We start from the raw sequence: 26,515 nt of genomic DNA, 5'->3' as shown, positions 1-26,515 counted from the left end.
GTGCCCCTGCCGCAAAAGCGTGGACACACCCTTTTTTGATTAATACGCCCGTCCGAACCAGACACTATGCTGTGACTCTTTGCCGCAGCAAAGGCAGACTTTCTTTTGTACAGGAGGCTCAAACGGGATGTTGCGAGAGGTGAACTTGGTTTCTTCCTTGATCTTCGATTCACAAGCGTCATCCCCACACCAGCCAGCTAACACCCATCCGCTCGTTTTGTTTTCGCTCTCGTTTTTGGCAATATGAGCGGATAGCTGCTCCAGTGTGTCGATCCCCAGATGTGAGTTTTCATCACGGAATGCTAGTGCTTTTTGGAACATATTTTGCTGAATCTCTTCCAACAGTTGAACAACGGTCTGCGCGATACCTTCAAGTGAAACCGTCACCTTCTCCCCTGTATCGCGTCGAGCCAAAATCACTTGACCATTTTCCACGTCACGTGGGCCGAGCTCCAGACGCAGAGGAACCCCGCGCATTTCCCACTCATTGAACTTCCAGCCTGGTGTTTCTTCGCGAAGATCAGCACGGACACGCACTCCTGCGGCCTTGATTTCGTCAAAGAGCGGATCAAACGCCTCCATGACTTTCTCGCGCAGCTTCATCGGACCGACCGGGATCATAATCACCTGTGTCGGAGCCATGCGAGGCGGCAACACGAGACCGCGGTCATCGCCATGCACCATGATCATCGAACCAATCAGTCTCGTAGAGGTGCCCCATGATGTGGTGTGAACGTACTTGAACTGATTGTCGCGATCCAAAAACTTGATTTCAAAGCCGCGCGCGAATTTATCGCCCAAATAGTGCGAGGTACCCGCCTGCACTGCTTTTCCATCCTTCATCATCGCTTCAATGGAATACGTGTCAACAGCACCCGCAAAGCGTTCACTTGGTGTTTTTTGTCCCTTCCAAACCGGAATGGCCAGCTCCTGCTCAACGACCTCTCGGTAAATCTCCAGCATTTGCATCGTTTCCTGACGAGCTTCCTCCTCTGTCGCATGTGCCGTGTGGCCTTCTTGCCAGAGAAATTCCGATGTCCGCAAGAACGGCATTGTCCGCTTCTCCCAGCGAAACACGTTTGCCCACTGATTGATTAATACAGGCAGGTCCCGATAGCTCTGAATCCATTGGCTGTACATATGCCCGATGATCGTCTCGGAGGTTGGACGTAGTGCGAGCTTTTCCTCTAGCGGCTCGCCCCCAGCCTCTGTTACCCAAGGCAGCTCTGGATTGAAGCCCTCGATATGCTCTTTTTCTTTTTGAAAGAAGGACTCGGGGATCAGCATCGGGAAATAGGCATTGCGATGCCCTGTCTCCTTGAAGCGCTTATTCATCGCCTCTTGAATTCGCTCCCATAGCTCAAAGCCATCCGGCTTGAAAACGATGCAGCCGCGCACCGGTGTGTAGTCCATCAAATCCGCCTTTTTGATGGCATCGATGTACCAACGCGAAAAATCCTCCGATTGCGGTGTAATTTCTTTTACAAACGCTTTGTCCTCTTTCATCCGTCTACGCTCCTTTTTGTTCTTACGTAAAATGCAAAAAATCCCCCATCCCAAAAAGGGACGGAGGATTAACTTCCGCGGTACCACCCTGATTGACCATAGCAATACGCCATAGTCCTCTCGATAACCCGATAACGGTGGGCATCCGGCTAAGCTCTTCACCAGCGGCTTCAGGATGGGATGCAGTTATCCTTTACGTATCAGCCTTCCAGACTAGGGCCGACTCTCTGTAACGTGGGAATAGCTGCGGGTCCTTTCATAGCCTTTTGAAACTTTCTATTAAGTTAACATATTAGCGAGTCATGTCGTGGTTGTCAATTGTTGGTACGCGCAGCGATTCTGGAGCCGAGCTTCACGTAGATCGGATATGCGACCACTGAAATCATAACACCTTTGAAGAGATTGAACGGCACGATTCCGTACAGAACCAATGACCAGATGCTTGTCGCGTTGAACATAGTCAAGAGCTGTTCAATCGGCATTTGATAAAGCACAGCGTACGCAGGCAACAGCACATATGCATTTGCCACAGCCATGACGATCGTCATCAAAACCGTCCCCAGAGCGAGACCAGTCAGGAAGCCTTTTTTGCCTTGACCCAGACGCTGCATGTAGACAGCGGCAAAAATAAAGCTTGATCCTGCTACGACGTTTGCGAGCTCACCGATCAAAAGGCCATCTGTATTTTTGAAGAGCATGTGCAGTGTATTTTTCAGTACCTCGATAAAAATGCCAGCTACAGGTCCGTACATGAGTCCCCCGATCAATGCCGGGAGTGTGCTGAAGTCGAGCTTCAAAAAGCTTGGCATCAGTGGTACGGGAACCTCGAGATACTGCAGAATAAATGCAACGGCCGCCAGCATGGGAATCGTCACCAGCTTTTGGGTTGCACGTGTGCGCGAAGAATGCAGCGCTGTTTCTTTCATGTTTACCATCTCCTCATTTTTCTACTCCTTCTTGAGGAATGGCAACAGTCGTTGTATGCTCACACGTCTTGTTACACAAACAGAATAAACCCTGTGGCTATGTTCCACAGGGCATTTGCAAGCGTATGACAAAACCATGCGCAAATAAAAGGTACAAGAAACAAGAGGGCTGGCCTCTACGTTCTCATCCCGTTTGCACAGGTAAACAAGCACGTGTGATAAACGTACTGTCGTCATCCTTCTCCCATCCAGACTGTACTGTCGGCTCTGGAATCACACCAGATCCTGCACTCCGTCGCAACTTTACGCTCGGGAGGCTCGCGGGCTTAACATGCGTAAAGCATGATCACCGCCGGTCGGGAATTTCACCCTGCCCCGAAGGAATGTGTAGTTGTATACAGCATATTATACTGCTGTTTTTTGATTTGACAATAGAGGAAACTGCCAAAGCGACACTTCTTATTTATTTTTCCGATGTGTTTAGTGTGAATAGCGAATAAAAAAGACACTTGCTAACTAGAGAGCACATTATGCTATCATTCGCTTGTACAATAGAATCGGCTCCTCAAGGGTGGTCGCGGCTCATCCCCATAGAAAGGGGGTGAGATCGCCTTGGTTGTTACCTTGACCAAAAAGAAATAGACCGCCCTTGAGTTGACAGCTCTGCGGTCTATTTCACAACATAGTATTGATCCGCACCCCTTTGCGGGAAGCGCCTATTGTACCGACCGTTCCGGTTGCAGCCGGGATGGTCTTTTTTTACCTCACAACGACTTCGGATTATAAATAATCAAGAACCCGCTCCCCGATACTTCGTGACTCCCCAGTTCCAGACCAACAGCCCAATCCCGAAGAAAATAACAGCCACTACCGGCGTCATTGCCGCATATGTGTACCAGACTTCCTTGCGCAAAAAGTAAGCCGCCGGATAAACACCTACGAAAGCAAACGGCAGCACGTAGGTGAGCACAAAGCGAATAGCCTTGTTGTACACGTCTACCGGATAGCGCCCATATTGCTGGATGTTGTAGATCATCGGAGCAATCCCTGTCCGCGAGTCGGAAAAGAAGCTAACCGCGGCAATCGCGGTATACACGCCACCGTAAATCAGTGCCCCGCTGATCGAGAGCCCGATAAAGATGAACACGTCGTACCAGTAAAACGACAAATCGAGTTGAATGGCAGCATACCCCATGATGATGATCCCGGTTATGACGCCAAAAATGCGGTCTGGCGCAATCGACTCGAGGCACACCTGCGCCAGATTGTGGATCGGTCTCGTCAGGATGCGATCCATCTCGCCCCGGATGATGTACCGTTCGTTGAAGTCCCAAAAACCGAAGAACATCGAGAATAACGCGTATGGAACCAAAAAGAACCCATAGATAAAGATAATCTCGTCACGCGTCCAATCCCCCATCAGCGGAACATGGGTGAACACAACAACAATAAAGACAAGATTGATCAACTCAGAAACCAGATTGGACACAAAATCCCCGAGAAAATCTGTTCGGTAGGCAAGTCTCGTCTTGAAGTACTGGCTCAGGTAGTCGGCAAAAATACTGAAAATATGTCTCATGTCTTGCATGCTCTACCCTCCTTGCACAACCAGCTTGTTGCGGGCAAGACGCCACATCACCAAGATGGGAACCAGTATGACAAACATCCAAACCACCTGAAAACCGATCAATTCCCAGGAGCGTTCCGTTGTAATCGCACCTGTGAAGATCAAGCTCGGATAGTAGTTGACCGCCTGAAATGGAAGATACCCCATTACCGTTTGCGCCCAACCGGGGAAAAAGCTGATCGGCAGCACGAGACCAGACAACAGATCCACCACGACCCGCTTGGCTCGCATCATGCCATCGTTTCGGAACAGGAAGAAAGTAAGCAAGCCTGTCACCAGATTGATTTGTGTATTGATCAAAAACGCACACATCAAGCTGATCAAATACAGTCCCCACCCAGTTGCTGTCGCAGGGAAGCTGAACGGAATGATCAGACTGATAAGGAAAATGCCTGGACCCGCGAAAAAGAGAAAACGAAAGATCCCTTCCCCAAAAGCCTGCGCCGTTTTCACGGACAAGTAATTATAAGGGCGTATCATTTCAATCGCGACCTTGCCTTCTCGGACGTCCTGGGCTATTTCCGTATCGATGTTGTTAAAATAAAACGCCCGCGACATCCAAGCAATCGCAACGTAGGAAGTCATCTGTTCCACCGTAAGCCCGCCCAGCTGCTGTTGACCTCCGTAGATCGCTCCCCATAAAAAGTAGTACGCACCGATGTTGATCGCGTAGATAATGATCCCGCTGTAATAGTTCACACGATAGGCAAGCATCGTCAAAAACCTCATGCGGATGAGTTCCATATAAAGCTTACGCATGGCTTCTTACCTCTTGGTCTGAGGAATAAATGTTGCGAACGATATCCTCTGTGCTCGTCTCCTCGATTTTCACATCGCTGACTTCAAAGGAGGACATGACCGTCGACAACACAAAGGGCAACATTTCTTGACTTCGCGCTACTTTTACACTGAGGGTAAAGTCATTGATTTGCTCGATCTCACAAGGCATCTCGCCCAATGCCTGACGAAGAGCATCTGCTGAAGTGCGCTTTTTCATTTGAAAGGACACTTCTGTGCCATTGCCCCATTTTTCCTTGAGGTCATTCAGTAAACCATCGAAGATCAGCTTTCCTTTGTCCATGACAAGCACCCGTTTACAGAGTGCTTCGATGTCTGACACATCGTGAGTCGTCAACAAGATCGTCATATTTTCCGTCTCGTTCAGATTGCGGAGAAACTCACGGATTTTTTGCTTAACGAGGACATCGAGTCCAACTGTCGGTTCATCGAGAAACAGCAGGCGTGGCTTATGAATCAACGAAGCAGCCACTTCACAGCGCATCCGCTGTCCGAGACTCAGCTTGCGCACTGGCTGACTGACGAACGGAGAAATTTCCAGCTCTTCAATCAAACGCTCCAGCCATTTTTCTCCTTCTACTTCGTCAACCTTATAAACACTTTTCAACAGGCGGAAGGACTCTAGCGGAGATAGGTCCCACCAAAGCTGAGAGCGTTGCCCGAAAACAACTCCGATGGATCGAACGTACTCTTCCCGCTGCTTGAAAGGCACATAGCCGTTGATGACGATTTCGCCATCGCTCGGGGTTAAGATACCCGTCAGCATCTTGATCGTGGTCGATTTTCCGGCACCATTTTCCCCAATCAGCGCGAACATTTCCCCTTCCCCTACTGTAAAGGAAAGGTCATCCACCGCTTTTACTGTCTTGTACTCTCGACTGAACAAATCACGAAAAGCACCACCAAGGCCCGGTCTGGACTGATGAATGCGGAAATCCTTTTGTAAATGATTTACCTGAATCATGGAAAACCGTCCTTTTTTCTTCGCTTAAATACCATTTGTAGTGTATATGAGCCAATCGAATTGTGCAAAAGGCAAACTGCACCAAACTGTTATTGAAGATAAAGGATCATGCCCGTTTTGTCGTCTGACTTTTTAAAACGGATATAGTGGAGGCATTCGGGATCATTATTTTCCAGAGTGATGAGCTCGTCTGTATAACGTTGCAGCCCTTTATGTACAATCGGCAGCACCGTTTCTTCCCACTTTGGCTGTGCTCCACCTATAGTTCTCGGCATGAAAAGACCATCCGTTACCAGCACCAATGCCTTCACGCCAACTCGATTCATGCGTCCATACTCGATAAAATCCCGACAGGCAACATCACCATTCAACACTCCGTAGCCTCCTGGTCCATTCGCCTGATAGCGGTTATGGATCAGGATGTCCATACATCGTTCGTACAGCTCTGTTCGGGTACACGATCCTTCGTTGATTCCTTCTTCCCACTTCGCCAAGGCGGCCTGGTCCAAATGGCTGACTTGCGTGTGCGTCAGGGGTCTTACCATCTCATCATCATAAACGGCAAATATCATGCAATCACCCAACTGCGCATACTCGATATGGGCATCTCCTACACGAACGACTGCACAGGCCGCTCCCCACAATGCTTCCTTTTTCTCAAGATTGATGCCACTTTGCCGCATCTGCTCCTGAAGGGTTTCGTTTATCGTCCCCAAATAATTGTGCAAAGCTGCATCCTCCGGCATTGCTTCCAACTGCTTTTTTACAAGGTCAGCCGCGATAGCTCCTCCTGTCTGCCCTGCTTCGTTCTCATACGGAATCAGCGACGTAGTGCCATCGATGACCGCATACACATGTTTGACCTGCTGAATCACATAGGCGTCCTCATTGCTTTTGCCGCTTCCTTTCATGGAGATGCACTCAAGTTTCATGATGACCCCGCCTTTACCCTTGGAGTGATTTGCTTGAAAATTGTATCATTTTTCCTTTCCTTCATCTATAGCTCTCCGTTCATATCCACTTGTTGAACAGCTGTGGTAAGATAATGAAGGACTTTTTCCAAAAGAGGTAGTTCCAAAAGAAAAGAGGGAATATGCATGAAACGTGAACGATCCGCGCAACTGCACGAGCAAGCACTCGACGTCATTCTAGGCGGGGTAAACAGCCCTTCCCGCTCTTTCAAGGCCGTAGGCGGGGGAGCACCCGTAACGATGGAACGTGCCCAGGGCGCGTATTTCTGGGACGTGGACGGCAATCGATATATTGACTATTTAGCAGCATATGGCCCCATCATTACTGGCCATGCACATCCACATGTGACCAAAGCGATTTGCGAAGCGGCTGCCAATGGAACCCTGTACGGTACGCCTACTCCATGGGAAATTACCTTTGCAAACATGATCCGTGAAGCAATCCCTTCGATGGAGCGCATTCGCTTCAACAATTCCGGTACAGAAGCAGTCATGACCTGCATTCGTGTAGCACGTGCCTATACCGGACGTGTCAAAATCATCAAATTTGCAGGCTGCTACCACGGCCACTCTGATTTGGTGCTCGTTGCTGCCGGCTCGGGGCCATCTACTCTGGGGATTCCAGACAGTGCAGGTATTCCGCAAAGCATTGCCAGCGAAGTCATTACCGTCCCTTTTAATAATATCGAAGCATTCGCAGAAGCTATGAGCAAATGGGGAAGCGAAACGGCTTGCGTCCTCGTTGAGCCGATTGTCGGCAACTTCGGTATCGTGGCACCTGAGCCTGGCTTCCTGGAAGAGGTTAACCGCATTACGCACGAAGCTGGCGCCCTTGTCGTCTACGATGAAGTGATCACGGCCTTCCGCTTCTGCTATGGCGGCGCACAAAACCTCCTCGGAGTCGAGCCTGATCTGACTGCATTGGGCAAAATTATCGGTGGCGGTCTGCCAATCGGCGCTTATGGCGGTCGTCGGGAAATCATGGAGCAAGTCGCCCCACTCGGCCCTGCGTATCAAGCAGGAACAATGGCTGGTAATCCTGCTTCTATCCGTGCGGGTATTGCCTGCCTGGAAGTATTGAAGCAGCCGGGCGTGTACGATGAATTCGAACGACTTGGCGCTATGCTGGCGAACGGAATCATCGAAGCGGCAAACAAACACGGCGTGACCATTCAGCTCAATCGTGTAAAAGGGGCATTGGCTGTTTACTTTACGGACGAGCCTGTTCATGATTACGATGCAGCTCAGAAAGCGAATGGAGAAATTTTTGCCCGCTTCTTCCAGCTGATGCTGAATGAAGGTGTATGCCTGGCTCCATCTAAATATGAAGCTTGGTTCGTGACGACAGCTCATACAGAAGAAGACATCCAATACACCATCGCGGCTGTAGACCGCGCCTTTTCTCAGCTGTAAACCATTCCCACGTCCTTTCGTATCCGTCCGAGGAAATAATAAACCTGTTCGCGATTATGTTTTCGAGGAGGATATCCCGGTGTCCAAAGGTGAAAAATCATATCCGCAGGCTCCTGAAAAGACGTTGGATTCCAAAATGAGCAGTAAGATGCTCGAAGTGAAGGGCTTTCAAAACCCGCGAAAAACCGAGCATCATAAAACTCAAAATCACGACAGATGAGCATCAAAACAGACACATTCCCAATCATACTGACGAGGAATGTGTCTGTTTTTTCGCATGCGGCAACATTGTCAATATTGGTCAGAGATTGTACAATAAAATAGTGAAACTGTCATAGGACTTATTCGTATACATGAATATGGGACAGAATGAAGTAGTAAGGTTACATGTATGGTTTAGCAACATTTCGTTTTCATAGATTACAATGAGGAGTGAGTGTGGAATGTTTTTCCATCCTATGGATTTCCTGATTCTGATTGCATTCGGACTGTCGCTCTGGGCACAGTTCCGTGTGAAAGGAACTTTTAACAAATTCGCCGAAGTTCCTACCTCCTCCGGTCTTACCGGTGCAGAGGCAGCCCGTCGCATGCTCGATGCGAACGGCTTGACGAACGTTCCTGTTCAACATATCCCAGGTACATTGACTGACCACTACGACCCGACTGACCGTGTCGTACGCCTGTCTGATCCCGTATACTTCGGCAACTCGATTGCCTCTCTGTCCGTTGCTTGTCACGAGGTAGGCCATGCGATTCAGCACAAGGTCTCGTACCCGATGCTGGTAGCACGCCATCGCATTTTCCCGGTAGTCAACCTGGTGTCTGGTGTGGCGCCATTGCTGCTGTTGGCTGGTTTCTTCTTCAAAATGGCTGGACTCCTGCTCATCGGGATTATCTTCTTCTCCGGAGCAGTTGCCTTCCAGCTCGTCACACTACCTGTCGAGTTTAACGCAAGCAGCCGCGCGAAAGAACTGATGCTCAAAATGGGCTTCATCCGGAATGAAGAAGAACGTGGCGCAAGCAAAGTACTGGGCGCAGCCGCTCTGACGTACGTAGCTGCTGCTCTGATCTCTGTTCTGGAGTTGGCGAAATACATCATGATTTTCCGAAGCTCTGACGACTAATCCGTTAAACGAAACGGCAAAGGTACAGCTCTCTCATATGGGAGGCTGTACCTTTTTTCATGAGGCTACGTTACAATAAGGCAGGGGGTTTTGCACATGCGAATTGGAATCATTGGATTAGGCAGTATGGGACAAATGCTGGTGAAATCACTCTGTAAAAGCGGTGTGGTTCAGCCCGAGCAAATAACCGTCTTCAATCGAACAAGAGAAAAGGCTGAAAATCTGCAAGCATCACATGGTATTCTCATAGCCAAAAGTGCGCAAGAGGTGTGCGATCAGGCAAAGCTGGTCTTTCTCTGCACAAAGCCACTGGATATCCTGCCTGTACTGCGTGAGCTGTCTATCCCCAAAAGTGTACATATCGTTTCTGTAGCAGCAGGTGTTAGCATCGATGATTTGGAAACCGTCCATACAGGTGCCGTAAGCAAGGTAATTCCTACAGTCACTTCGCAAGAGCTGCATGGTGTGTCTCTGTTTACATGCAGCAGTCGAACAAGTGCAGAGGATCGCAATGAGCTTCTCGCTCTCCTGTCTTCCATTAGTCAATCACAGGAAGTATCCGAGGTCGAGATCGAAACAGCGACGATCCTCACCAGCAGCGCACCAGGACTGATCGCAGGGATTCTTGATTCCTTCGCGCAGGCAGCCGTTCGCAAAACACCGGAGCTTGACTTGGATACTGCAAGAAGCATGCTGGTGGAAACGATGCTGGGAACCGCTCTTTTGCTCAAAAACGAACAGCTTAGCTTCGACCAGCTGATCGAGCGTGTTGCTACCAAAGGTGGCATTACCGAGGAAGGCTTGCGTGTGCTTGACAAGACGCTTCCTTCAGGGTTTGACGAGTTGTTTGCCATGACAGAATCCAAGCACGCTGCTTTGAAGATACTTGTTCAACAACAAATAAAAGCATAAATCGCGGATAGGAGAACAACACGATGATCATCGGTTGGATTGGTTTGGGTAACATGGGTATACCAATGGCTAGCAATCTGCTGGCTGCAGGCTACGACGTACGTGTCTGGAATCGTACGCCGGGAAAAGCTGCACCATTGGTGGCATTGGGTGCGAAAGAGACTGCGACTTTGTCTGAGCTCGTGGCAGAAAGCGATGTACTTTTTACCATGGTTAGTGATGATGATGCTGTAAAAGCAATCTATACAGGCTCAGAAGGCCTCTTGCGTCTTCCTGTGCAAGGAAAGCTGGCGGTGGACATGAGCACTATTTCCCCGGATACTTCCCGTTTTCTTGCCGAGCAGGCCAAACAAGCTGGGCTGCGCTTTCTCGATGCGCCTGTCTCTGGCAGTGTAGGACCTGCAAAAGAAGGGAAGCTCGTCATCATGGTAGGTGGCGAGAAGGCGGATTATGAGGTAGTCAAGCCGATGCTGGACAAGCTAGGCAAAGCAGCCTTTTATTTGGGCCCAAACGGTGCTGGCACGTCTGCCAAGCTGGCGATCAATCTGTTGCTTGGCATTACGGTACAAGGTGTCTCAGAGACATTGCTGTTCGCACGCTCTCTCGGTATTGGCACAGAACAGATGCTGGACATCATTTCCGAGAGCGCCGTGGGAACCCCGTTAATTCGCGGAAAAGCAGCCTCGATTCTCGCTGACGACTATCCGGCTGCCTTTGCCCTGAAGCATATGGCCAAGGACCTTCGATTAGCGCATGAAGCAGGCGTTTCTACACCATTGGCGGAATCCGTCAATGCCACCTATCGCCATGCACTGGAATCAGGACTGGGAGAGCTCGATTTGATGGCGATCCTGCGTCACCTTGGCGGAAAATAAGCATTGTGCCTTGACTGACCCAATATAAGTGAAACAGCGGCTACCTAAGACCTGAAAAAGAAAGTCTTGGAATGGCCGCTGTTTTTTGTCATTCCACGCAGAGCATACGCCTATGTTTGACATATATTGCTTACAAAAGGAGGAGTAGGCTATGCATCATCCCAATTTTCCGTATATACAATACAGTCATCGACTCCCAGTATACGCTGGTAAGACCTTTCGCTATGATTATGATGATGGCAATATATTTATCATCGATTTCTTTGACGCTACTCACCGGCATGATGTCGGGATTGCTGGGATGCATAAAGGATTCAATGGTTACTATACATTCAACTACGTGGAGATAGCCCCTTGCGTATACTTTATGTATTGGCTGGAAGAAGTCTATACGGTCAGCCAAGTTGCTGATTTTCATAAGATGCTGGTCTATACCCATTATACCTATGATGCACAGGGTGTTCGAATAAGTCTGTTCCATTCTGGTACCATAACCGAACTAGACAGCTCCACCTCCTAATGCTTCACCAACGCTTCAAACTGTCGGATCATTTTATCCAGTTCTGTCACAGATTGCGTCAGCCTGTCCATATCGCCCAGCGTCGTTTCGGCAACAGCGCGCACTTCCTCTGAGCCAGCCGATGTTTCCTCGGAAAGAGCCGTTACTTCTAAAACGGCATCGACCATTTGCCTAGACAGCTTGGCCTGTTCATCCATCCGCTGTTTAATATCGTCAATGGAGGCAACGGTCTGTTGTACCCGCTCCACGGAATCTCCTAACGTTTCGCCAGTCTGCCCGACGATTCGGACGCCCTCCTCAATCACTCCATGCCCTTCCTCTGAACGCTTCATGAACTGGTAGATTTGCGACTGGATGTTATCAATAATCCCTTGAATGTCTTGCGTCGAATCGGCTGTCTGCTGAGCCAGCTTGCGAATTTCATCAGCTACCACCGCAAATCCCCTGCCCGCTTCACCCGCTCTCGCTGCTTCGATCGCTGCATTTAACGACAATAGTTTCGTTTGGTTGGAAATCGACGAAATCATGGTAGAGATTTGCCCGATTCGCTCTGATTGGCCATGCAACTCAGTCATAGACTCCATGCTCTGGTTCATCAGATTTTGAACCATATTCATTTTGGCTGACGCCTGTAATACAGCTTCCTTGCCTTCCTGAAAAGCATCGGAAAAATATTCGGCCCGACATTGCTTCCGTAAGCACTTTGGCTAATAGTTTGGCTCTGGTAGACAACTCCGGCACCCAACGCAAGGAAAGCCAGACTGGCATAGCGATCAAATGTTTTACTCATGGCTGTTCTCCCTCCCTGTTGAAAATCTGTTGCGAGGCGAGTGAAAGAGAGAAGAGGTCTTGCCCCTTCCCTCTGTGTCCCGCTTTATTTATGAATCCCGATCGCCTTCAACAGTTCCTCGATCTGTTTATCCTGCTCGTCCAGGAATGCTTTGAAATCCTTCGAGTTCTTGTAATCGCCCTCTACGCCATCCGCCTTCAACAATTGCTTCCATTCTTCTTTTTCACTCAATGCCTTGAAGGTTTTATCCCAGTATGCGACCTCGGCTTCTCCCATCTCTTTTGGACCCAATACGCCACGCCAGATCGTAAATTCCGCATCCAGACCAAGTTCCTTCATAGTCGGCACGTCGCTCAAAATACCGCCAAGACGCTCAGGCGAAGTCACGGCCAACACGCGGATTTTTTTCGCTTCCAAATAAGGCAGTACCAGCGATACAGGCTTGGCAGCAGCTTGTGCATGGTTGCCGAGCAGCGCGGTGATCGATTCTCCACCACCCTCATACGCGACATACTTCACCTTTTTCGGATCAAGACCGTACTTGTAGATCGGAAGCATTGCAATCACATGGTCCATGCTGCCCGGTGAGGAACCGCCAGCGATTGTCACCTGTGTAGGGTCTGCCTTGATGTCATCCAAGAGAGACTTGAGATCCTTGTACTTGGAATCAGCAGGCACGGAGATCGCGCCGTAATCTCGCGTTAATTGCGCCAGAGGAGTTGTATCTTTGTAGCCGTATGGACTATTTCCCTCTTTTTTGTGGTTGTTCAAAAGCACAGGCGGTGAATTCACCAGCAGCTTGTACGGGTTTTTGGTTTCTTTGGTGGCATATTCCGCCATGTAGACGCTGCCTCCCCCGCCAGGTCTGTTTTCGACCAGGACGGTTTTTGTTACCAATTTCGTGTCAGCCAAACCTTTTGCCAGAAGTCTTGCCGTTTTATCCAAACCACCGCCTGCCCCGTTGGGAGCAACGAGCGTGATCGCTTTTTCCGGATAGTTGGATGCAGCTGCAGTCGCTTGATCTTTTCCAGTCTCCTTGGTCCCGCCACAAGCAGCCAAACTGACCGTCAGTGCTGTAGACAAAACAGCCAACATCCATTTTTTCGTTCTTCTTTGCATGACAATTCCTCCTACTGTTTCGTTTAGTAAAGCGCTTACATTGTTCTGTGAGTGGCAAAGCCCGTAAAGGGTATTTCGCCACTGCACAGACTTTCTTCATTTCCTTAAATAAAGGCAGAATAATCAGTTATTTATTACGTAAGACGGATACGGGCACATGTGCATAGCCCTCCATCAGCCTACGGGCTGTTCTTCCATTGGCTGCCCGACTCACAATCCAGTTAGTTCCATGCTGTTCCACTGTAGACTCTACATAGATCACTCCTGACGGATGCCCAATGCGAATTCCTTTGTTTTGTGTGGCGACCACTTCATTCGGAATAGTTCCCGGGATTTTCGCCGCCGCTGCCACTGCAATGGCTCCGCTTACTGCATAAGCACGATGAAGACTCCCCATAGAAATGTAGCGTGAAACCAGATCGATCTCATTCTCTTCAATTCTGCGATGAACGGAAGTGCTATACACTTGAGGCGGAGCAATCATCGCAATCTTTGGCAGTGCATGTGACGATGGCGATACTCTCTCTCTGTCTTCTGGCTGAATCATTCCGATTAAAATGCCCGCCTCGACTCGAATTGCTTCTAATGTGGACATGAGCCCTTTATTGTTGTTGACCTCAGCTTGCAGCTCTGTTCCCTGCACGCCCACATCCTCTGCTCGCACAAACACCACAACGTTGGCGCAATCGATGATCGACACTTTGAACTGACCTCCATCTTGCAAGCGGATCGTATCGGTAGCATGTCCGGTAGGCAGTGTCTTCCCTGTAAAGGTACCGCCGGAGTTGAGAAAATTGATCATGATTTTTGCTGATGAGCCGGGTACACCGTCGATGACAAAGTCTCCTTCGTACTCGATTTGCCCATCCTTCACAGGAATTTCGGCCACGATCATCTTTTTGATATTGGTGTTGTAAATGCGTACGTAGGTAACCGGCTCCTGTAACGGCACATATCCTTCCTCTGCTGCATACAAGCCGACTGCCGTGACAAAGTTACCGCATGTAACGTTGTAATCGATGACCTTTTTCTCCAGGCTGACCTGACCAAATGTGTAGTCAATATGCGCATCAGGCTGAAGGGACGGTCCGACTATGGCGAGCTTGCTGGATAGCGAGGTGCCTCCGCCCAATCCATCGATCTGCGTACTGTCTGGACTCCCATACAAGCGTAAAATGACTTCATCGCGCAGCTTTGGATCTGAAGGAAGGTCCGATCTACGTAAAAGCAATCCCTTGCTGGTGCCCCCCCTCATGATCACGGTTGGGATTTTGTGAACTTGGCCAAAATCGTACATCTGCTGCCTCCATGAATGTTTTTTTGATTCTGTGCCATTAAGGTACCACACCCGTGAATATAAAAAGAAATACGAATGTTTTATCATTTTCCATAAATTTTTTGTACGATTCATTCAATTGCTACTACAATAAAGGTACAAAACCAAAGCGTGCAGGGAGAGTGAAAATGACGTGGACGAAAAGGATTGGCTGCTCTTGAAAACACTCTATGAGCAACAAAATATGACCAAAACAGCGGAGGTTTTGTATGTATCCCAGCCCTCGCTCAGCTATCGCATTCAGCAGCTAGAGAAAGAGTTCGGGATTACGATCATGCATCGGGGCAGGAGAGGCGTGGAGTTCACCCCGCAGGGCGAGTATTTGGTGAAGTATGCGATTGAGATGCTCCAGCAGTTGCAGCGGACAAAAGAATTTCTGTTAAGCATGGACAATAAAATATCAGGCACATTAAAAATCGGCACAGCGAGCAGCCTGGCCCGCTACAAGTTACCGCATATCTTAAAGCAATTCCATACACAATACCCGGACGTGGAGTTCAAAGTAACATCGAGCCGCAGCTCAGAACTGACGAACTCCGTGTACAAACAGGATGTGCATATCGGGTTCATCCGCGGAGATTACAACTGGCCGGAGGAAAAGCATCTCATCATGACAGAAAACATCTGGATTGTATCCAAGCGGGAGATTTCGCTTCCTGAGCTGCCTGGGCTCCCCAGGATCATGTACAAAACGGATATCTCGCTAGAAAACTTGTTTGACAACTGGTGGAAGGAGACGTTTTCCAAGCCGCCATCGATCACGATGGAAGTGGATCACATGGAGACGTGCAAGGAGATGGTCTTGAGTGGATTTGGCTATGCGATCATCCCGCAGATTGTCCTGACGGGCAGTGAAGACTTTTACCGGATTCAATTGCGGACGAAGCACGGAGAGCCGATCTTGCGCAAATCGTGGATGATCTATCGGAAGGAATCGATGCAAATCTCTTTGTTAAAAGCATTTGTTGATTTTATTAAAGAGAGGAAGCTGATGTAACTACTGCGATAAGTTTTTTTTATGGAAATAGATAAAAAATACATATACCTTCTTATGATTAAGAAGCATATCATCAAAAAAGGCTGCCTTACCAGTAGAAAAGTCTACGGATAAGACAGCCTGCTCGTGTTTTAATCTACGGTAACCCCACTGGAATGCTCCGTCTGCTTTTTTTGCAAGCGCAACGCAAAAAGGAAAGCGATGAGTAACAATCCAGCAGAGACATAATAAACAGCCCGGACTCCCTGCCATTCAGCGATAGCACCCATCACCAAGGCAGAAGCCCCAAAAACGAGTAAATCAATCGTACCTTTTGCTGACAGGACATAGGGCAGTGCCGATTCCTCCGTCTCTTGTTGCAAAAGAGTCTGCTTGCTTACATGCACCATTTCCAAAAACGGGCCAAGCGCAAAGGAAAACAACAGTGCCACCAGAGCGTTCGTACTGCTACCAAAACAAAAGGTAAAAAAACCGACTCCAATCGTACCGCAAACGATCCAGCGAAATAAATGGCGACGCATCCGCTCCGCATACATCAATAGCAGCGTCCCACCCGCAATGGCTCCAAGCATGTAACCGGCATTGATATAGCCCCACCATGCTTCTCCTTGTCCAAGTACATCGAGGACAAATGGCAGCATAATCGCAGCGATCCACACACCCCCGGACAAGCCGATCACAACATCCATTGCGACCAGCAGTCGCAGTACAGGCACATCGCGAATGGTTTTCCATCCAGTGAGCCAGTCTGTTGCCGCCCTGGCCCCCTGTTCTTCGCACAGCTTTTCCTTCGCCGGTGCAATGCCTGTCATCGCGATCGTTGCCACTACATTGGCACCAACCGTTCCCCACAGAACGATACTTGCTCCCAGCCAAGAAACGAGTAATCCTCCTGCGGCCCAGCCAGCAAAATGAACGGTTTGATCCGAGGTGGCAAGCAACCCATTCGCTCGCATGAGATCTTCTCGTCCGACCAACTGCGGCACCATGGCATTGCGTGCAGGGTTTGCCCAGCCATCCATAAAGGCGATGGCTGACCCCAATCCGAACAACAGCCAGATCTACTCTCCCTGCTCTCCTACACCGCTGCTGACGGCTAAGGAGGCTCCAGCCAAAAGTATCGTCTTCAAGCCTTGCGACAGCACGAGCATGCCCGTCAACGACAATCGCTGAAACACCAGCGGTGCCAACAAGCTGCTCACAGACTGCGATGCCACAATGACAACCGGTATAAACGACGTGTACATGACAGAGCCAGTTGCAGCGTAAATGACCGAAATAAACGCAACAATATAAAATACATCCCCAAGGTTGGCCAATGTCTGACCCGCCCAGAGGCAAATAAAGCGTCGATGCCACATGAAGCGCACCCTCCTGTCGGTTCAGGACCAGCCTATACGTCGTCCTGATGGAATATGAAGTTATTCACACCGACTCGACATCACAATGGAGGTGCACCTCTTTTCGCGAAAATTACCTTTTATTCTATTCCAGAATCAGGATGCTGTACAGATTTGTTTCGGAAAAAGCTGTAGTACACCCAGCCTGCGTTAATAAACAAGAAAGCACTCGTCATGTAAAAGACTCCGCTAATGCTCACATAGCCTGCCAAAAAACCGCCAATCATCGGTCCAAGCATGCTGCCGATACTGACGAAGCTGTTGTTATAGCCATAAACACGACTGACCATATGTACAGGTGTTGCTCTTCGCAGCAAAGCATTGACGGATGGAAGCAGTCCTCCCAGCGACAAGCCTAACAAAAACCGGAGCGCGACCAATTGCCATACCGTATGTACGAGACCTTGCGGAATGAAGATGATTGCGGCAGCCAAAAGCGAGAACAAGAGCACCTTTTGCGAACCGAACCGATCTCCTAAACGCCCCAGCTGTGGGGAGGCAAAGACGTTTGCTACCCCCATGCAAGCCTGGACAATTCCGGCCCACAGCGCTACCTTTGCCCCTTCCGAACCGAGCAACTGCGAAATGTAGATCGGCAACACAGGGATAATGCTAAACAACGCAAACTGGATCATTACGGTTACAAAAAAGAGCGCCGGGAGTTCTTTGGAAGAAAAGATCATCTGAAAATCTTCCCGTAGACTCGACCGTTCCTTTTTTTCAGGTGGAACAAAGTTCTCTTTCACCGTAAACGTAATGACCAAGGTGGCCAATAATAATACGCAACCGGTAATCACAAAAATCATCCGAAAGCCGATCTTCTCCGCGAGAACCCCGCCAAACAGCGGTCCCATAATCGTTCCGGCCGTAATAAAAGACTGAAGCAATCCCGTTGCATAGCCAATTCGTTCTTTTGGGACAGAGGATGCTACCAATGCGGTACTGGCTGGGATGATTCCCCTTACGAGTCCATTGAGCAGACGAAGAGCCAGAAGCTGCCACAGGCTTCCCGCAAAACCGGTCATTGCCATGGTAATAGACATGAAAAATCCCGAGCGCAAAATCATGATCTTGCGCCCGTGCTTATCGGCCAAATTTCCCCAGATAGGCGAGACGAGGCCCGCCGTCAAAAAGTTGGCTCCAAAAATAATCCCCGCCCAAGCCGTGACTTGGTGAGGGTCTTCAATTCCGAAATCCTGCTGAATGTAAAGCGGTAAAAAAGGCATGATCATGCTCATCGCCACCATGACGAAAAACAACGATCCACAGAGCACATATAAATTACGGCGCCATATCTCCATCGGATTTCCTCCAATCCCATCTGCTTATCCCTGTTGCAGGTCGGATGTACTTCCTAAATCTTGCACACTCCACAGGCCATAGTATACTCCCTTTCTCTCCAGCAATTGCTCGTGGGTGCCTTCCTCAACGATTTGTCCCTCTTTCATGACAATGATTTTGTCCGCATGGGTAATCGTCGAAAGTCGATGGGCCACGATGAGCGTGGTTCTTCCTTTTGCCAATCTGGACAAAGATTCCTGAATCGTGTGCTCTGATTCCAAGTCGAGTGCAGACGTCGCCTCATCCAGGATCAGAATACCCGGGTCACGCAGAAAAACTCGCGCAATCGCGATTCGCTGCTTTTGCCCGCCAGAGAGCTTCACGCCACGCTCTCCCAGCTCCGTATGGTAGCCATTCGGTAATTCGCTAATAAAGTCATGGGCATTGGCCGCCTTCGCAGCTTCTTGCACAGCACTGTCATCTGCATCCGGATTGCCCATTAAAATATTCACTTTTGCTGATTCACTAAACAAAATATTATCTTGCTGCACCATCCCGATGTGATGTCGCAAATTTTGCTGCTTCACATCGCGGATATCGATGCCATCAATCGTAATTTTCCCTTCGGTCACGTCCCAAAAACGCGGCAGCAAGCTGATCAGAGAAGATTTTCCGCCGCCTGACATCCCGACAATCGCAACTGTTTCACCAGAAGAGATGCTCAGATTTACATTGTTCAAGACGAGAGGGCCTTCCTCCCGATAGCGGAAGGACACATTCTCAAAGCGGATTTCTCCACGAATGCGTTTCGTTGCAGGGTCTACTGGCAACTCCCTTGCATTTGGCTTGTCGACGATATCGTACGATTCATCGATAAACTCGAACATCCGGTCCATCGAGGCAATTGCCTGAGTCAGTACTGTACTGGAATTGACCAGACGTCGCAGCGGCGTGTACAAACGCTCCAAATAAGCATAAAATGCCACGAGTGTCCCTACGCTCATACTCCCGCCGATGACTTGGTAGCCAGCATAGGCAATAACCAGGAGCGGTGCGATATCTGTCACCGTATTGACCACAGCGAAGGTTCGGGCGTTCCACCGCGTATGTGCCAGCGCTTTATCCAAAAACTGATTGTTCTCCTTGGCAAATTCCTTGCTCTCCTGCTTTTCTAATGCAAAGCTGCGGATGAGCGACATGCCGTTCACGCGTTCGTACAAATACCCTTGTAAACGCGCCAGTGCAGCAGAACGATCCTTCGTCAATTGACGCAAGCGCTTGTAGAAAAACTTGACAGAGATACTGTACAAAGGGAAAACAATAATGGCGACAATCGTCAGCTCCACGTCCATATAGAGCATGATCCCCATCGTCAGCGTAATCGTAATCAGGTCTAACCAGAGATTCATCAAGCCCGTTTCCACGAAGCTTTTGGTGGATTCCACGTCGTTAATGACCCGAGAGATGACCTCACCCGTTTTTGTATTGTTGTAGTAACGCATCGACAGTCGTTGTAAATGAGAAAACAATTGATTGCGGATGTCAAACAAGATACGACTGGATACCCACTGTGCATAGTATTGCCGGATGTACTCAACAGGGGTGCGAACAACGGTAAATAACAAAAAGGCCCCGAGCATCAGCCAAAATAACTGTTTCAGCTTTTCCTCTTGAGGAAGCGGGCTCGGCAGCAGGTCATCAATGACGTATTTGATAAGAAGCGGCAGAGCAAGTGGGATCGCAAACTTAATAATCCCAATACATATAGTGCCCAATATTTGTTTCCAATAGGGCAGGACATAAGCCAAATAGCGGCGTATGCTCAACCGTCATACCTCCTTTGCAAACAAGGAAATCCCTCCCCCGGTCATACGGGAAAGGGATTATTCCTCATCATCTCGCACTAAAAGATAACGCTCGTACCAACGTTGGACGAAACCGTTTTGAAAAGGGCCGCGTCGTGCGCTTACCCAATCCAGCACCTCTCGCAATGCTGTCTGCACTCTTTCCACAACAAATGGAGGATAGTTCATCTGTTTGCTATGCAAAAGAAACTCCTCTTCGTCGAGAATTGAGTACGTCATATCGGGAAACACTTTTACGTCGAGATCATAGTCTATGTAGCTTAGCAATTGTCCCTTCATGCTGAAGGGCGAACCAATGTTGCAATAATAATAAATACCGTCATCACGAATCATGGCAATGGTATTGAACCACTGGCCTCTACCAAATGTACAAATGGCCGGTTCACGCGTACGCCATTCCCGCCCGTCTGCTTCTGTCACCTTGACCCGATCATTTCCCCCAATCACCACCGCATCACTGGTATGAATCAACGTAGATTTGTCCCATATGCGGTGCAACGAATGGTCATGTTTATAACTTTCTATGCGGATATTGGAGCCCGGAGTTGGTGACATGACTCTCCCCTTTCTTCTCTTCTCTATTTGAATGGGGACAAGCCTCCTTTAAGAAGAGAGCTTTTTGGAAAGTGTAACATATTTTTGTACTTCATAGCCAAGTGAAAGGTAAAACGGAAGGACTTCCGGATTTGATTGATTGACCATGATCAAGACGTTATTGACACCTCGTTGCTTGAAACGCTTTTCAATTGCTTCAACGAGTTCGCGACCAATACCTGAGCCTTGCATCTCTGGAAGTACAGCCAATCGGTAGAAATAGGCACGTGCTCCGTCGATCGTGCCAACCACGACCCCTACCACTCTGCCTTCAATTTCTGCAACCATTACCAGATCGCTGTCCCAAGCCAAATGCTGGGCCAAATCGTTCAATGACTCTTTGTCCGATTGGTCCAACCCCGTCTCCTGCCAAATACGTGTGATAGCCGAATAGTCACCGAGTCGAAACGGACGAATCAGCATGTGTTGCCTCCTTCGTAACCTTCTTCCTCTATTGTACAACACATGGACAACTTTGTCTTGTGTCGCCACACCACAAAGTCTCCAACTCCCTACTCCATCTACAATAAATCATTATGTCAAAAGAGAAATACCGCCGTCTACAATCAATGTTTGTCCGCGAACCATCCACGCTTTGTCGGAGAGCAAGAACATCACAGCATTAGCCAAATCTTCCGGCTCTACAATGCGTCCTGCTGGCGTACGCTCTGCTGAGCTGCCGAGCAATTCTTCACGATTCGGGAAATGTTTGAGTGCATCCGTATCCACCGCTCCGCCAGATACAGCGTTTACTACAATATTATGCGGTGCGAGCTCGACTGCCAAATAACGAGTAATCGCTTCTACAGCTGCCTTCGATACGCCAACCGCTGTATAGTTGTCGAGAACGCGAATGGACCCAAGGCTGGACAAGCTCACGATTTTTCCGCCGTTGCCGCCCTTGATCATTAGTTTTGCCGCTTCTTGGGCACAGAACAACAGCGCCTTGCTGTTAATTTCCATGGTCCAGTCCCAATGGCTTTCTTCCAATTCCATCAGCGGACGCAATACACCCGATGCCGCATTGTTTACAAAGACATCCAGGCGACCGAATTCCTGGTCAATTTCTGCGAACAATTCTTTGATTTTTGCTACATCCCCTACATTGGCTTTGATCAGATGGACACGAGCGCCCTTTGCTTCCAGCTCTGCTGCCGCTTCTCTTGCCGCAGTGCGGTTACGCAAATAGTTCAGCACCAGGTCATAGCCCTGTTCTGCCAATTGAAGAGCAATCGCTTTCCCGATTCCTCGCGTCCCGCCAGTAACCAGTGCAACTTTTTTCGTTGTATTCATAAAAAGATTACCTCCCAACCTGACCAACTATTAATAGCAGGTACTAATATGTAAAAATCACTTATTCATTATACAACTCCACCTGCGCTTTTTCTACCTACGGAAAAAATCTCGGCATGACTTGATCCTCTCAACTATAGCCATACTAAGCTCGCGGTATCAGGCAAACCACTACCACATAAGGAGGAATGGCAGGGTGTACATAGGTCGGGAATTGTCCGAATTAACCATGATGCCACTAGCTGATTGGGAAATGAATGAGCTGCTTTATTACCATCACAATTTTTCACAATTGGCAGCTTACCTCAGTGCAGAAGGAGCCTCTCTTCACGTCAAAGTCATCCATGAGCTTGAATCCCGTGGGCCAGTGAATGGAGACAGCGGGGGATGGGATCATTCCTCGTCACCTATTTACGATTAAGTAAAAAACCCGGCTGCTCGTGAATGCAAACACGGCGCCGGGCTTATTTTTAGATACGAAATTGGCCGATCTGGTTTTGCAATTCCTCCGCGAGATGTTCGAGAGAAACGGCTGAGGAAGCGATTTCTTCCATAGAGGCTAGCTGCTCTTCCGCAGCTGCAGATACACTCCGCGTTCCATCTGACGCTTGCAGTGTCACTTCGGAAATATGACCAATAATCTCAACCACTTGCTGTGTCCTCGTGGAGAAATCACGTGTCGCTTCAGATACCTGACCGATTTTCTCTGCCACTTCATTGACGGCTGACTGAATTTGTTCGAAGGATTGGCCAGCTTCGTTCACCTTTTCAATACCTTCCGTTACTTCACGCTTGCTCTGATCCATAACAATCACTGCATGGTTTGTCTCCGCTTGAATCGCGGTGATCAGCTGGCTAATTTGTTGTGCCGAGCTTGCAGATTGCTCTGCCAGCTTGCGTACCTCATCAGCCACTACAGCAAAGCCTCGTCCAGACTCCCCAGCTCGAGCCGCTTCGATTGCCGCATTTAGTGCGAGCAGATTGGTTTGGTTTGCGATGGCAGTGATCACATCCACGATGTTTCCGATTTCTTGGGAACGCGTCCCCAGATTATCCACGACTTCTGCCAGACTGTGAATCGATTCGCTGGATGCGTTCATTTGAAGCACAGCCGATTGAATGGATTTGTTTCCGGTCACTGCCAAGTGTGACGATTCCTTGGCTGCAGTGAATACATTTTGTGTATACTCTGCGATCTGACCGATTCTTGCCGACATTTGTTCGACTGCTGCATTACCCTCCTGCGAATGAGAGACTTGCTGCTCGGTTCCCTCCGCCATTTCTTGCATGGTTTCTGCAATCTGTTCTGTCGCTTTGCTCGTCTGATCCGCACTTGCTGCGAGCTGCTCCGCCGAAGAAGCTAGCTGCTGAACAGAATCATTCACAGAATGAAGCAAGGACCGAAGTGATTCCGCCATATGATTGAAGGCTTTGCCCAACGTACCCAGCTCATCGTCATTTCGAATATCTACTTGTTGTGTCACATCGCCTTGGCTCATTTTTTCCGCCGCTTCTGTCAACATGCGCAGAGGACGGAGTAAGGAGCGCAAAATCAGGTAAATGACTCCGCCAGCTACCACCAGCGCAGCAATTATAATCACGAGCATCGTGTAAAAAATCGGATTTGCTGCTTCTACTGCTTCACTTTCATACATCACGCCTACCAGCTTCCAGCCCGTATTTTCATTCGTAGTAAACACGGCTTGGACGGGGTTTCCTTCATGCTGAAATTGTAAGCGACCTGACTCTTTTGCATATACAGTATCCGCCCAAGACTCTGTAACCTCCACGCCAGACTCTCCATTTGGATTGACTAGCATTTTTCGGTTTTTATCCAAAATCGCCATAAAACCTTGGGTACCGATTTTCGCTTGCTTGACCGTCGCGTCCAGCGCTGTCAGTTGAATATCAATTCCCAGAACACCGGATTTATCTGGCAAGGACATCGCCATTCCCAACACGACTTTCCCCGTTATGGCATCAACGTATGGGTCCACAATGATGCTCTTGCCGGGTTGCTTCATAGCTGCTATGTACCAATCCCTTTTTCGCGGGTCGAATCCCTCTGGAAGCTTCGAATCACTCGCGGTCAACATGCCACCATTTTCGTCTCCGATATACGCTTCACTCACTTCTGGGTTCATCGCGAGAAAACGTTGCAATTGTTTTTTCGTTTTCATTTTGTTCTCTTCTAAGATGTCTTGGCGTACAATATCAGAGGCAATCCATTCTACATTTCTCGATTGCTCCAGCAATGTGTGATTCAAAAGCGCATCTATCAATCGAACATTTTCAGAGGCAGTCGTAAGCAATTCATCTGACAACTCTGCCTTGGCACTCTGATATGAAAGCAACCCGAGCAAAAGCATGGGGATTACTAATATTGTGGAAAATGTAGCGATTAGCTTGGATCTTACAGTGAGTCCGGGTGTTTTCATTCGCTAGCATCACCTTTCTGCGTGTTGATTGTCCTATATTGTTACCCGTTATATGTCTCATTGTAAACCTTCCTTTGCTCACCGGACTACACATTTGTTTATTATTTATTATTTTTTATTATATTCAGAATATACTTTCTTCTATAAATAGGTAAAAAATCGCTTTACAACAAGAAAAAAATGCCATATTCTAAGAGTACGTTCCACACACTACTACGGAAAGAAAGGAGGCAGCACCATGATGATGATAGCAATGAATCTAAATTCAGCTCTTTTTGATCGTCTTGTGGATGTTCCAACTAAATATAGCAGCGCCTCCTGGGTCGACGAATTCCAGTAGTATTCGTACTCTTCAACGTTTCCATTTCGTCTATTACCGACCACAGGCGTTGTTGCTTGTGGTCTTTCTATGTGCTTCAAAGCGGCATGTCCGTTTTTGTTGCCAGAAGACCGCAGGCTTTCGCCCGTGGTCTTTTTCTTTCTCGACAATTAACATTTTCCACCTTGAAAGGGGGTGATTGGTAATGGTACTGAACTTTTTGCTTTTCACGGTCAAGATTGAACGCAACAAGGAACAAGCAGAGAAACTTTTCACGGAATCTGCTCGCTGTCGCTATCTCGAAGAACGCGCCGAAGAACATGCTTTTGAAGCTGCACAATTTGTAAGCCGCATTTAATGGACACCACTACTTGACTACGGGAGGGATTTTGGTATGAAAAACAAACAACGGCGTCAGATGATGAGGTTTACAGGAGTCAAAGCGATAGATGGTAGCTGACTGCACCAAACTAACGGGATGGGAGGGATACACTCATGTACATTCCAATGATTTTCTTCACGATCATTATTGAGAAACGAAAATTGACACCGAAGCAAATTGAAGCAAAATACATGCAACAGCAAGCGCTGAAACGCATGGAAGAACAAAAGCATCAGATCGTGACACAATTTCCAGAGTTTTTGATTCGATAAAAAACGGTTTTACCAAGATCATGTCTGCGGGGGCATGATCTTTTTATTTTCCACTCCTCTCCCCCTCTCTCGAAGCTTTAGGCCATTCAAGAGCTGCAAAGAAACAAGATCGAGGTCGTCTTAGCAACAGGCAGAGCTCATTATTATTTTGACAAGCTTGCCCAGCAGTGCGGCATCGACTCGTATGTCAGTTGCAATGGCGCATATGTCGTCTATCAAGGAAAAACCATTTATGATCGCCCCATCCCGCCAAAAACACTCGATCAATTGCAACAGATCGCGGCCCAGCACGACCATCCCATCGTGTTTCAAGGCAGTACGGCGGGCTTTTCTACCCATCAGCAGCATCCTTATTTGGATTGGACCTTTCAGCAATTGAAGCTTGATTCCCCCGATCACAATGCGGACTTCGCCTATTCTGAAAATATTTATCAGGCGCTGTTGTTTACGCCAGATGCGCATGAACAGCGGTACAGAGAAGAGATTCCCGCTCTCTCGTTTATACGCTGGCATGAGTATTGTATAGATGTTTTTGCGAAAGGCGGTTCCAAAGCGCTTGGTATTGAAGCGCTCCTCTCGCATATCGGGCTTGCGCCAAGCAAGGCAGTTGCTTTTGGAGACGGTCTGAATGACAAAGAAATGCTCTCTTATGTCGGGATGGGGATCGCGATGGGCAATGCGCATAAAGCTTTATTGCCGTATGCCAATTACGTAACGCGACACGTCGATGATGGCGGGATATCTCACGGCTTGCGTTATATCGGACTGATAAAATAAAAAAAGCTGCCGAGAA

28 protein-coding genes, 1 pseudogene and 1 riboswitch are annotated in these 26,515 nt (G+C 48.5%); of the genes and pseudogenes, 11 read left to right on the top strand and 18 right to left on the bottom strand.

The genetic code is table 11. The features are described from left to right. Positions 1 to 39: 39 nt before the first annotated feature. The 6 genes from proS to KB186_RS25135 form a co-directional block, all read right to left on the bottom strand. Positions 40 to 1,506, bottom strand: a complete 1,467-nt coding sequence (gene proS, locus KB186_RS25160) for a proline--tRNA ligase (RefSeq protein ID WP_173611420.1) — start codon at positions 1,504 to 1,506, stop codon at positions 40 to 42. A gap of 314 nt (positions 1,507 to 1,820) precedes the next feature. Further along, entirely contained in the window at positions 1,821 to 2,432 is a 612-nt protein-coding gene (locus KB186_RS25155; RefSeq protein WP_232774598.1) for an ECF transporter S component, read from the bottom strand. A gap of 232 nt (positions 2,433 to 2,664) precedes the next feature. Then, positions 2,665 to 2,819, bottom strand: a riboswitch (FMN riboswitch). A gap of 403 nt (positions 2,820 to 3,222) precedes the next feature. Then, positions 3,223 to 4,020 carry an ABC transporter permease gene (locus KB186_RS25150; RefSeq protein ID WP_370646715.1) on the bottom strand — a complete coding sequence of 266 codons (798 nt, stop codon included), beginning with the start codon at positions 4,018 to 4,020 and terminating at the stop codon, positions 3,223 to 3,225. Between the two features lie 3 nt (positions 4,021 to 4,023). Beyond that, entirely contained in the window at positions 4,024 to 4,818 is a 795-nt protein-coding gene (locus tag KB186_RS25145; protein ID WP_173611418.1) for an ABC transporter permease, read from the bottom strand. Beyond that, on the bottom strand, positions 4,811 to 5,821 hold the full coding sequence (locus tag KB186_RS25140; protein WP_173611417.1) for an ABC transporter ATP-binding protein: 1,011 nt from the start codon (positions 5,819 to 5,821) through the stop codon (positions 4,811 to 4,813). Before KB186_RS25140 ends, KB186_RS25145 begins: the two co-directional genes overlap by 8 nt. Positions 5,822 to 5,910: 89 nt before the next feature. Then, complete coding sequence (locus KB186_RS25135) at positions 5,911 to 6,753, bottom strand: protein phosphatase 2C domain-containing protein (protein WP_221869236.1); 843 nt, start codon at positions 6,751 to 6,753, stop codon at positions 5,911 to 5,913. 165 nt (positions 6,754 to 6,918) lie between these two features. On the opposite strand from KB186_RS25135, the gene KB186_RS25130 reads away from it, so the two are divergent. The 6 genes from KB186_RS25130 to KB186_RS25105 all read left to right on the top strand — a co-directional run bounded on the left by KB186_RS25130 (position 6,919) and on the right by KB186_RS25105 (position 11,636). Beyond that, positions 6,919 to 8,205, top strand: a complete 1,287-nt coding sequence (locus KB186_RS25130; protein WP_255688960.1) for a glutamate-1-semialdehyde 2,1-aminomutase — start codon at positions 6,919 to 6,921, stop codon at positions 8,203 to 8,205. Between the two features lie 79 nt (positions 8,206 to 8,284). Beyond that, entirely contained in the window at positions 8,285 to 8,425 is a 141-nt protein-coding gene (locus KB186_RS25125) for a hypothetical protein (protein WP_162837772.1), read from the top strand. A 223-nt stretch (positions 8,426 to 8,648) separates the two neighbouring features. Then, positions 8,649 to 9,329: a zinc metallopeptidase gene (locus KB186_RS25120; protein WP_048031441.1), complete on the top strand. Its 681-nt coding sequence runs from the start codon at positions 8,649 to 8,651 to the stop codon at positions 9,327 to 9,329. A gap of 96 nt (positions 9,330 to 9,425) precedes the next feature. Continuing rightward, positions 9,426 to 10,241, top strand: coding sequence for a pyrroline-5-carboxylate reductase family protein (locus KB186_RS25115; protein WP_173611415.1), 816 nt, complete (start codon positions 9,426 to 9,428; stop codon positions 10,239 to 10,241). Positions 10,242 to 10,264: 23 nt separating this feature from the next. Then, on the top strand, positions 10,265 to 11,116 hold the full coding sequence (locus KB186_RS25110) for an NAD(P)-dependent oxidoreductase (protein ID WP_232774597.1): 852 nt from the start codon (positions 10,265 to 10,267) through the stop codon (positions 11,114 to 11,116). A gap of 151 nt (positions 11,117 to 11,267) precedes the next feature. Next, on the top strand, positions 11,268 to 11,636 hold the full coding sequence (locus KB186_RS25105) for a MoaF-related domain-containing protein (protein WP_173611413.1): 369 nt from the start codon (positions 11,268 to 11,270) through the stop codon (positions 11,634 to 11,636). Here KB186_RS25105 and KB186_RS25100 read toward each other — a convergent pair. From KB186_RS25100 to KB186_RS25085, 4 genes and pseudogenes are all read right to left on the bottom strand, one after another. Continuing rightward, the gene (locus KB186_RS25100; protein ID WP_173611412.1) at positions 11,633 to 12,253 is read right to left on the bottom strand and encodes a methyl-accepting chemotaxis protein; all 621 of its coding nucleotides are present in this window, start codon (positions 12,251 to 12,253) and stop codon (positions 11,633 to 11,635) included. The genes KB186_RS25105 and KB186_RS25100 overlap by 4 nt on opposite strands. 44 nt (positions 12,254 to 12,297) lie before the next feature. Continuing rightward, positions 12,298 to 12,426: pseudogene (locus KB186_RS25095) on the bottom strand (tripartite tricarboxylate transporter TctB family protein); the annotation flags it as partial. Positions 12,427 to 12,510: 84 nt separating this feature from the next. Beyond that, positions 12,511 to 13,545, bottom strand: coding sequence for a Bug family tripartite tricarboxylate transporter substrate binding protein (locus KB186_RS25090; RefSeq protein WP_232774596.1), 1,035 nt, complete (start codon positions 13,543 to 13,545; stop codon positions 12,511 to 12,513). 127 nt (positions 13,546 to 13,672) lie between these two features. Continuing rightward, a complete protein-coding gene (locus tag KB186_RS25085) occupies positions 13,673 to 14,842 on the bottom strand; it encodes a 2-methylaconitate cis-trans isomerase PrpF family protein (RefSeq protein WP_173611410.1) in 1,170 nt (389 codons plus the stop codon). 172 nt (positions 14,843 to 15,014) lie between these two features. Between KB186_RS25085 and KB186_RS25080 the strand changes: the two genes are divergently transcribed. Beyond that, positions 15,015 to 15,878 carry a LysR family transcriptional regulator gene (locus KB186_RS25080; RefSeq protein WP_221869241.1) on the top strand — a complete coding sequence of 288 codons (864 nt, stop codon included), beginning with the start codon at positions 15,015 to 15,017 and terminating at the stop codon, positions 15,876 to 15,878. Between the two features lie 131 nt (positions 15,879 to 16,009). Here the strand turns inward: KB186_RS25080 and KB186_RS25075 are convergent, their stop codons facing one another. The 7 genes from KB186_RS25075 to fabL all read right to left on the bottom strand — a co-directional run bounded on the left by KB186_RS25075 (position 16,010) and on the right by fabL (position 22,311). Continuing rightward, positions 16,010 to 16,930, bottom strand: coding sequence for an MFS transporter (locus tag KB186_RS25075; RefSeq protein WP_232774595.1), 921 nt, complete (start codon positions 16,928 to 16,930; stop codon positions 16,010 to 16,012). A gap of 9 nt (positions 16,931 to 16,939) precedes the next feature. Continuing rightward, entirely contained in the window at positions 16,940 to 17,239 is a 300-nt protein-coding gene (locus KB186_RS25070) for an MFS transporter (protein ID WP_232774594.1), read from the bottom strand. Positions 17,240 to 17,358: 119 nt separating this feature from the next. Next, complete coding sequence (locus tag KB186_RS25065; protein WP_232774593.1) at positions 17,359 to 18,579, bottom strand: MFS transporter; 1,221 nt, start codon at positions 18,577 to 18,579, stop codon at positions 17,359 to 17,361. 24 nt (positions 18,580 to 18,603) lie between these two features. Continuing rightward, positions 18,604 to 20,385, bottom strand: coding sequence for an ABC transporter ATP-binding protein (locus KB186_RS25060; protein WP_232774592.1), 1,782 nt, complete (start codon positions 20,383 to 20,385; stop codon positions 18,604 to 18,606). A gap of 57 nt (positions 20,386 to 20,442) precedes the next feature. Next, complete coding sequence (locus KB186_RS25055; RefSeq protein WP_007729805.1) at positions 20,443 to 20,979, bottom strand: DUF402 domain-containing protein; 537 nt, start codon at positions 20,977 to 20,979, stop codon at positions 20,443 to 20,445. 48 nt (positions 20,980 to 21,027) lie between these two features. Further along, the gene (locus KB186_RS25050) at positions 21,028 to 21,441 is read right to left on the bottom strand and encodes a GNAT family N-acetyltransferase (RefSeq protein WP_016742780.1); all 414 of its coding nucleotides are present in this window, start codon (positions 21,439 to 21,441) and stop codon (positions 21,028 to 21,030) included. Between the two features lie 111 nt (positions 21,442 to 21,552). Beyond that, on the bottom strand, positions 21,553 to 22,311 hold the full coding sequence (gene fabL / locus KB186_RS25045; protein ID WP_012684763.1) for an enoyl-[acyl-carrier-protein] reductase FabL: 759 nt from the start codon (positions 22,309 to 22,311) through the stop codon (positions 21,553 to 21,555). A 196-nt stretch (positions 22,312 to 22,507) separates the two neighbouring features. Between fabL and KB186_RS25040 the strand changes: the two genes are divergently transcribed. Beyond that, positions 22,508 to 22,732, top strand: a complete 225-nt coding sequence (locus tag KB186_RS25040; RefSeq protein WP_173611404.1) for a hypothetical protein — start codon at positions 22,508 to 22,510, stop codon at positions 22,730 to 22,732. A 49-nt stretch (positions 22,733 to 22,781) separates the two neighbouring features. Here KB186_RS25040 and KB186_RS25035 read toward each other — a convergent pair whose 3' ends face one another. Next, on the bottom strand, positions 22,782 to 24,749 hold the full coding sequence (locus KB186_RS25035; protein ID WP_221869244.1) for a methyl-accepting chemotaxis protein: 1,968 nt from the start codon (positions 24,747 to 24,749) through the stop codon (positions 22,782 to 22,784). Positions 24,750 to 25,273: 524 nt separating this feature from the next. Between KB186_RS25035 and KB186_RS25030 the strand changes: the two genes are divergently transcribed. The 3 genes from KB186_RS25030 (at position 25,274) to KB186_RS25020 (ending at position 26,499) form a co-directional block, all read left to right on the top strand. Then, a complete protein-coding gene (locus KB186_RS25030) occupies positions 25,274 to 25,426 on the top strand; it encodes a hypothetical protein (RefSeq protein ID WP_170831582.1) in 153 nt (50 codons plus the stop codon). A 137-nt stretch (positions 25,427 to 25,563) separates the two neighbouring features. Beyond that, positions 25,564 to 25,722 (top strand): YrzI family protein, encoded by a 159-nt coding sequence (locus tag KB186_RS25025; RefSeq protein ID WP_106654267.1) that lies wholly within the window; start codon positions 25,564 to 25,566, stop codon positions 25,720 to 25,722. A gap of 84 nt (positions 25,723 to 25,806) precedes the next feature. Next, a complete protein-coding gene (locus tag KB186_RS25020) occupies positions 25,807 to 26,499 on the top strand; it encodes a Cof-type HAD-IIB family hydrolase (RefSeq protein WP_330873253.1) in 693 nt (230 codons plus the stop codon). Positions 26,500 to 26,515: the final 16 nt, after the last annotated feature.

This window comes from Brevibacillus sp. AF8, from assembly GCF_021270385.1.
GTDB lineage: Bacteria > Bacillota > Bacilli > Brevibacillales > Brevibacillaceae > Brevibacillus.
The sequence above is the reverse complement of the archived record's forward strand: the minus strand, read 5'-3'. Positions and strand labels throughout refer to the sequence as shown.

Excerpts from the sequence above, each read along its gene's own strand:
- KB186_RS25100 (WP_173611412.1), bottom strand. The coding sequence starts at position 12,253 with ATGAATATGGTTCAAAATCTGATGAACCAGAGCATGGAGTCTATGACT.
- proS (WP_173611420.1), bottom strand. The coding sequence starts at position 1,506 with ATGAAAGAGGACAAAGCGTTTGTAAAAGAAATTACACCGCAATCGGAG.
- KB186_RS25025 (WP_106654267.1), top strand. The coding sequence starts at position 25,564 with ATGTACATTCCAATGATTTTCTTCACGATCATTATTGAGAAACGAAAA.
- KB186_RS25085 (WP_173611410.1), bottom strand. The coding sequence starts at position 14,842 with ATGTACGATTTTGGCCAAGTTCACAAAATCCCAACCGTGATCATGAGG.
- KB186_RS25155 (WP_232774598.1), bottom strand. The coding sequence starts at position 2,432 with ATGAAAGAAACAGCGCTGCATTCTTCGCGCACACGTGCAACCCAAAAG.
- KB186_RS25090 (WP_232774596.1), bottom strand. The coding sequence starts at position 13,545 with ATGCAAAGAAGAACGAAAAAATGGATGTTGGCTGTTTTGTCTACAGCA.
- KB186_RS25070 (WP_232774594.1), bottom strand. The coding sequence starts at position 17,239 with ATGTGGCATCGACGCTTTATTTGCCTCTGGGCGGGTCAGACATTGGCC.
- KB186_RS25050 (WP_016742780.1), bottom strand. The coding sequence starts at position 21,441 with ATGCTGATTCGTCCGTTTCGACTCGGTGACTATTCGGCTATCACACGT.
- KB186_RS25120 (WP_048031441.1), top strand. The coding sequence starts at position 8,649 with ATGTTTTTCCATCCTATGGATTTCCTGATTCTGATTGCATTCGGACTG.
- KB186_RS25150 (WP_370646715.1), bottom strand. The coding sequence starts at position 4,020 with ATGCAAGACATGAGACATATTTTCAGTATTTTTGCCGACTACCTGAGC.
- KB186_RS25140 (WP_173611417.1), bottom strand. The coding sequence starts at position 5,821 with ATGATTCAGGTAAATCATTTACAAAAGGATTTCCGCATTCATCAGTCC.
- KB186_RS25065 (WP_232774593.1), bottom strand. The coding sequence starts at position 18,579 with ATGGAGATATGGCGCCGTAATTTATATGTGCTCTGTGGATCGTTGTTT.
- KB186_RS25035 (WP_221869244.1), bottom strand. The coding sequence starts at position 24,749 with ATGAAAACACCCGGACTCACTGTAAGATCCAAGCTAATCGCTACATTT.
- KB186_RS25145 (WP_173611418.1), bottom strand. The coding sequence starts at position 4,818 with ATGCGTAAGCTTTATATGGAACTCATCCGCATGAGGTTTTTGACGATG.
- KB186_RS25110 (WP_232774597.1), top strand. The coding sequence starts at position 10,265 with ATGATCATCGGTTGGATTGGTTTGGGTAACATGGGTATACCAATGGCT.
- KB186_RS25030 (WP_170831582.1), top strand. The coding sequence starts at position 25,274 with ATGGTACTGAACTTTTTGCTTTTCACGGTCAAGATTGAACGCAACAAG.
- KB186_RS25055 (WP_007729805.1), bottom strand. The coding sequence starts at position 20,979 with ATGTCACCAACTCCGGGCTCCAATATCCGCATAGAAAGTTATAAACAT.
- fabL (WP_012684763.1), bottom strand. The coding sequence starts at position 22,311 with ATGAATACAACGAAAAAAGTTGCACTGGTTACTGGCGGGACGCGAGGA.
- KB186_RS25135 (WP_221869236.1), bottom strand. The coding sequence starts at position 6,753 with ATGAAACTTGAGTGCATCTCCATGAAAGGAAGCGGCAAAAGCAATGAG.
- KB186_RS25130 (WP_255688960.1), top strand. The coding sequence starts at position 6,919 with ATGAAACGTGAACGATCCGCGCAACTGCACGAGCAAGCACTCGACGTC.
- KB186_RS25115 (WP_173611415.1), top strand. The coding sequence starts at position 9,426 with ATGCGAATTGGAATCATTGGATTAGGCAGTATGGGACAAATGCTGGTG.
- KB186_RS25105 (WP_173611413.1), top strand. The coding sequence starts at position 11,268 with ATGCATCATCCCAATTTTCCGTATATACAATACAGTCATCGACTCCCA.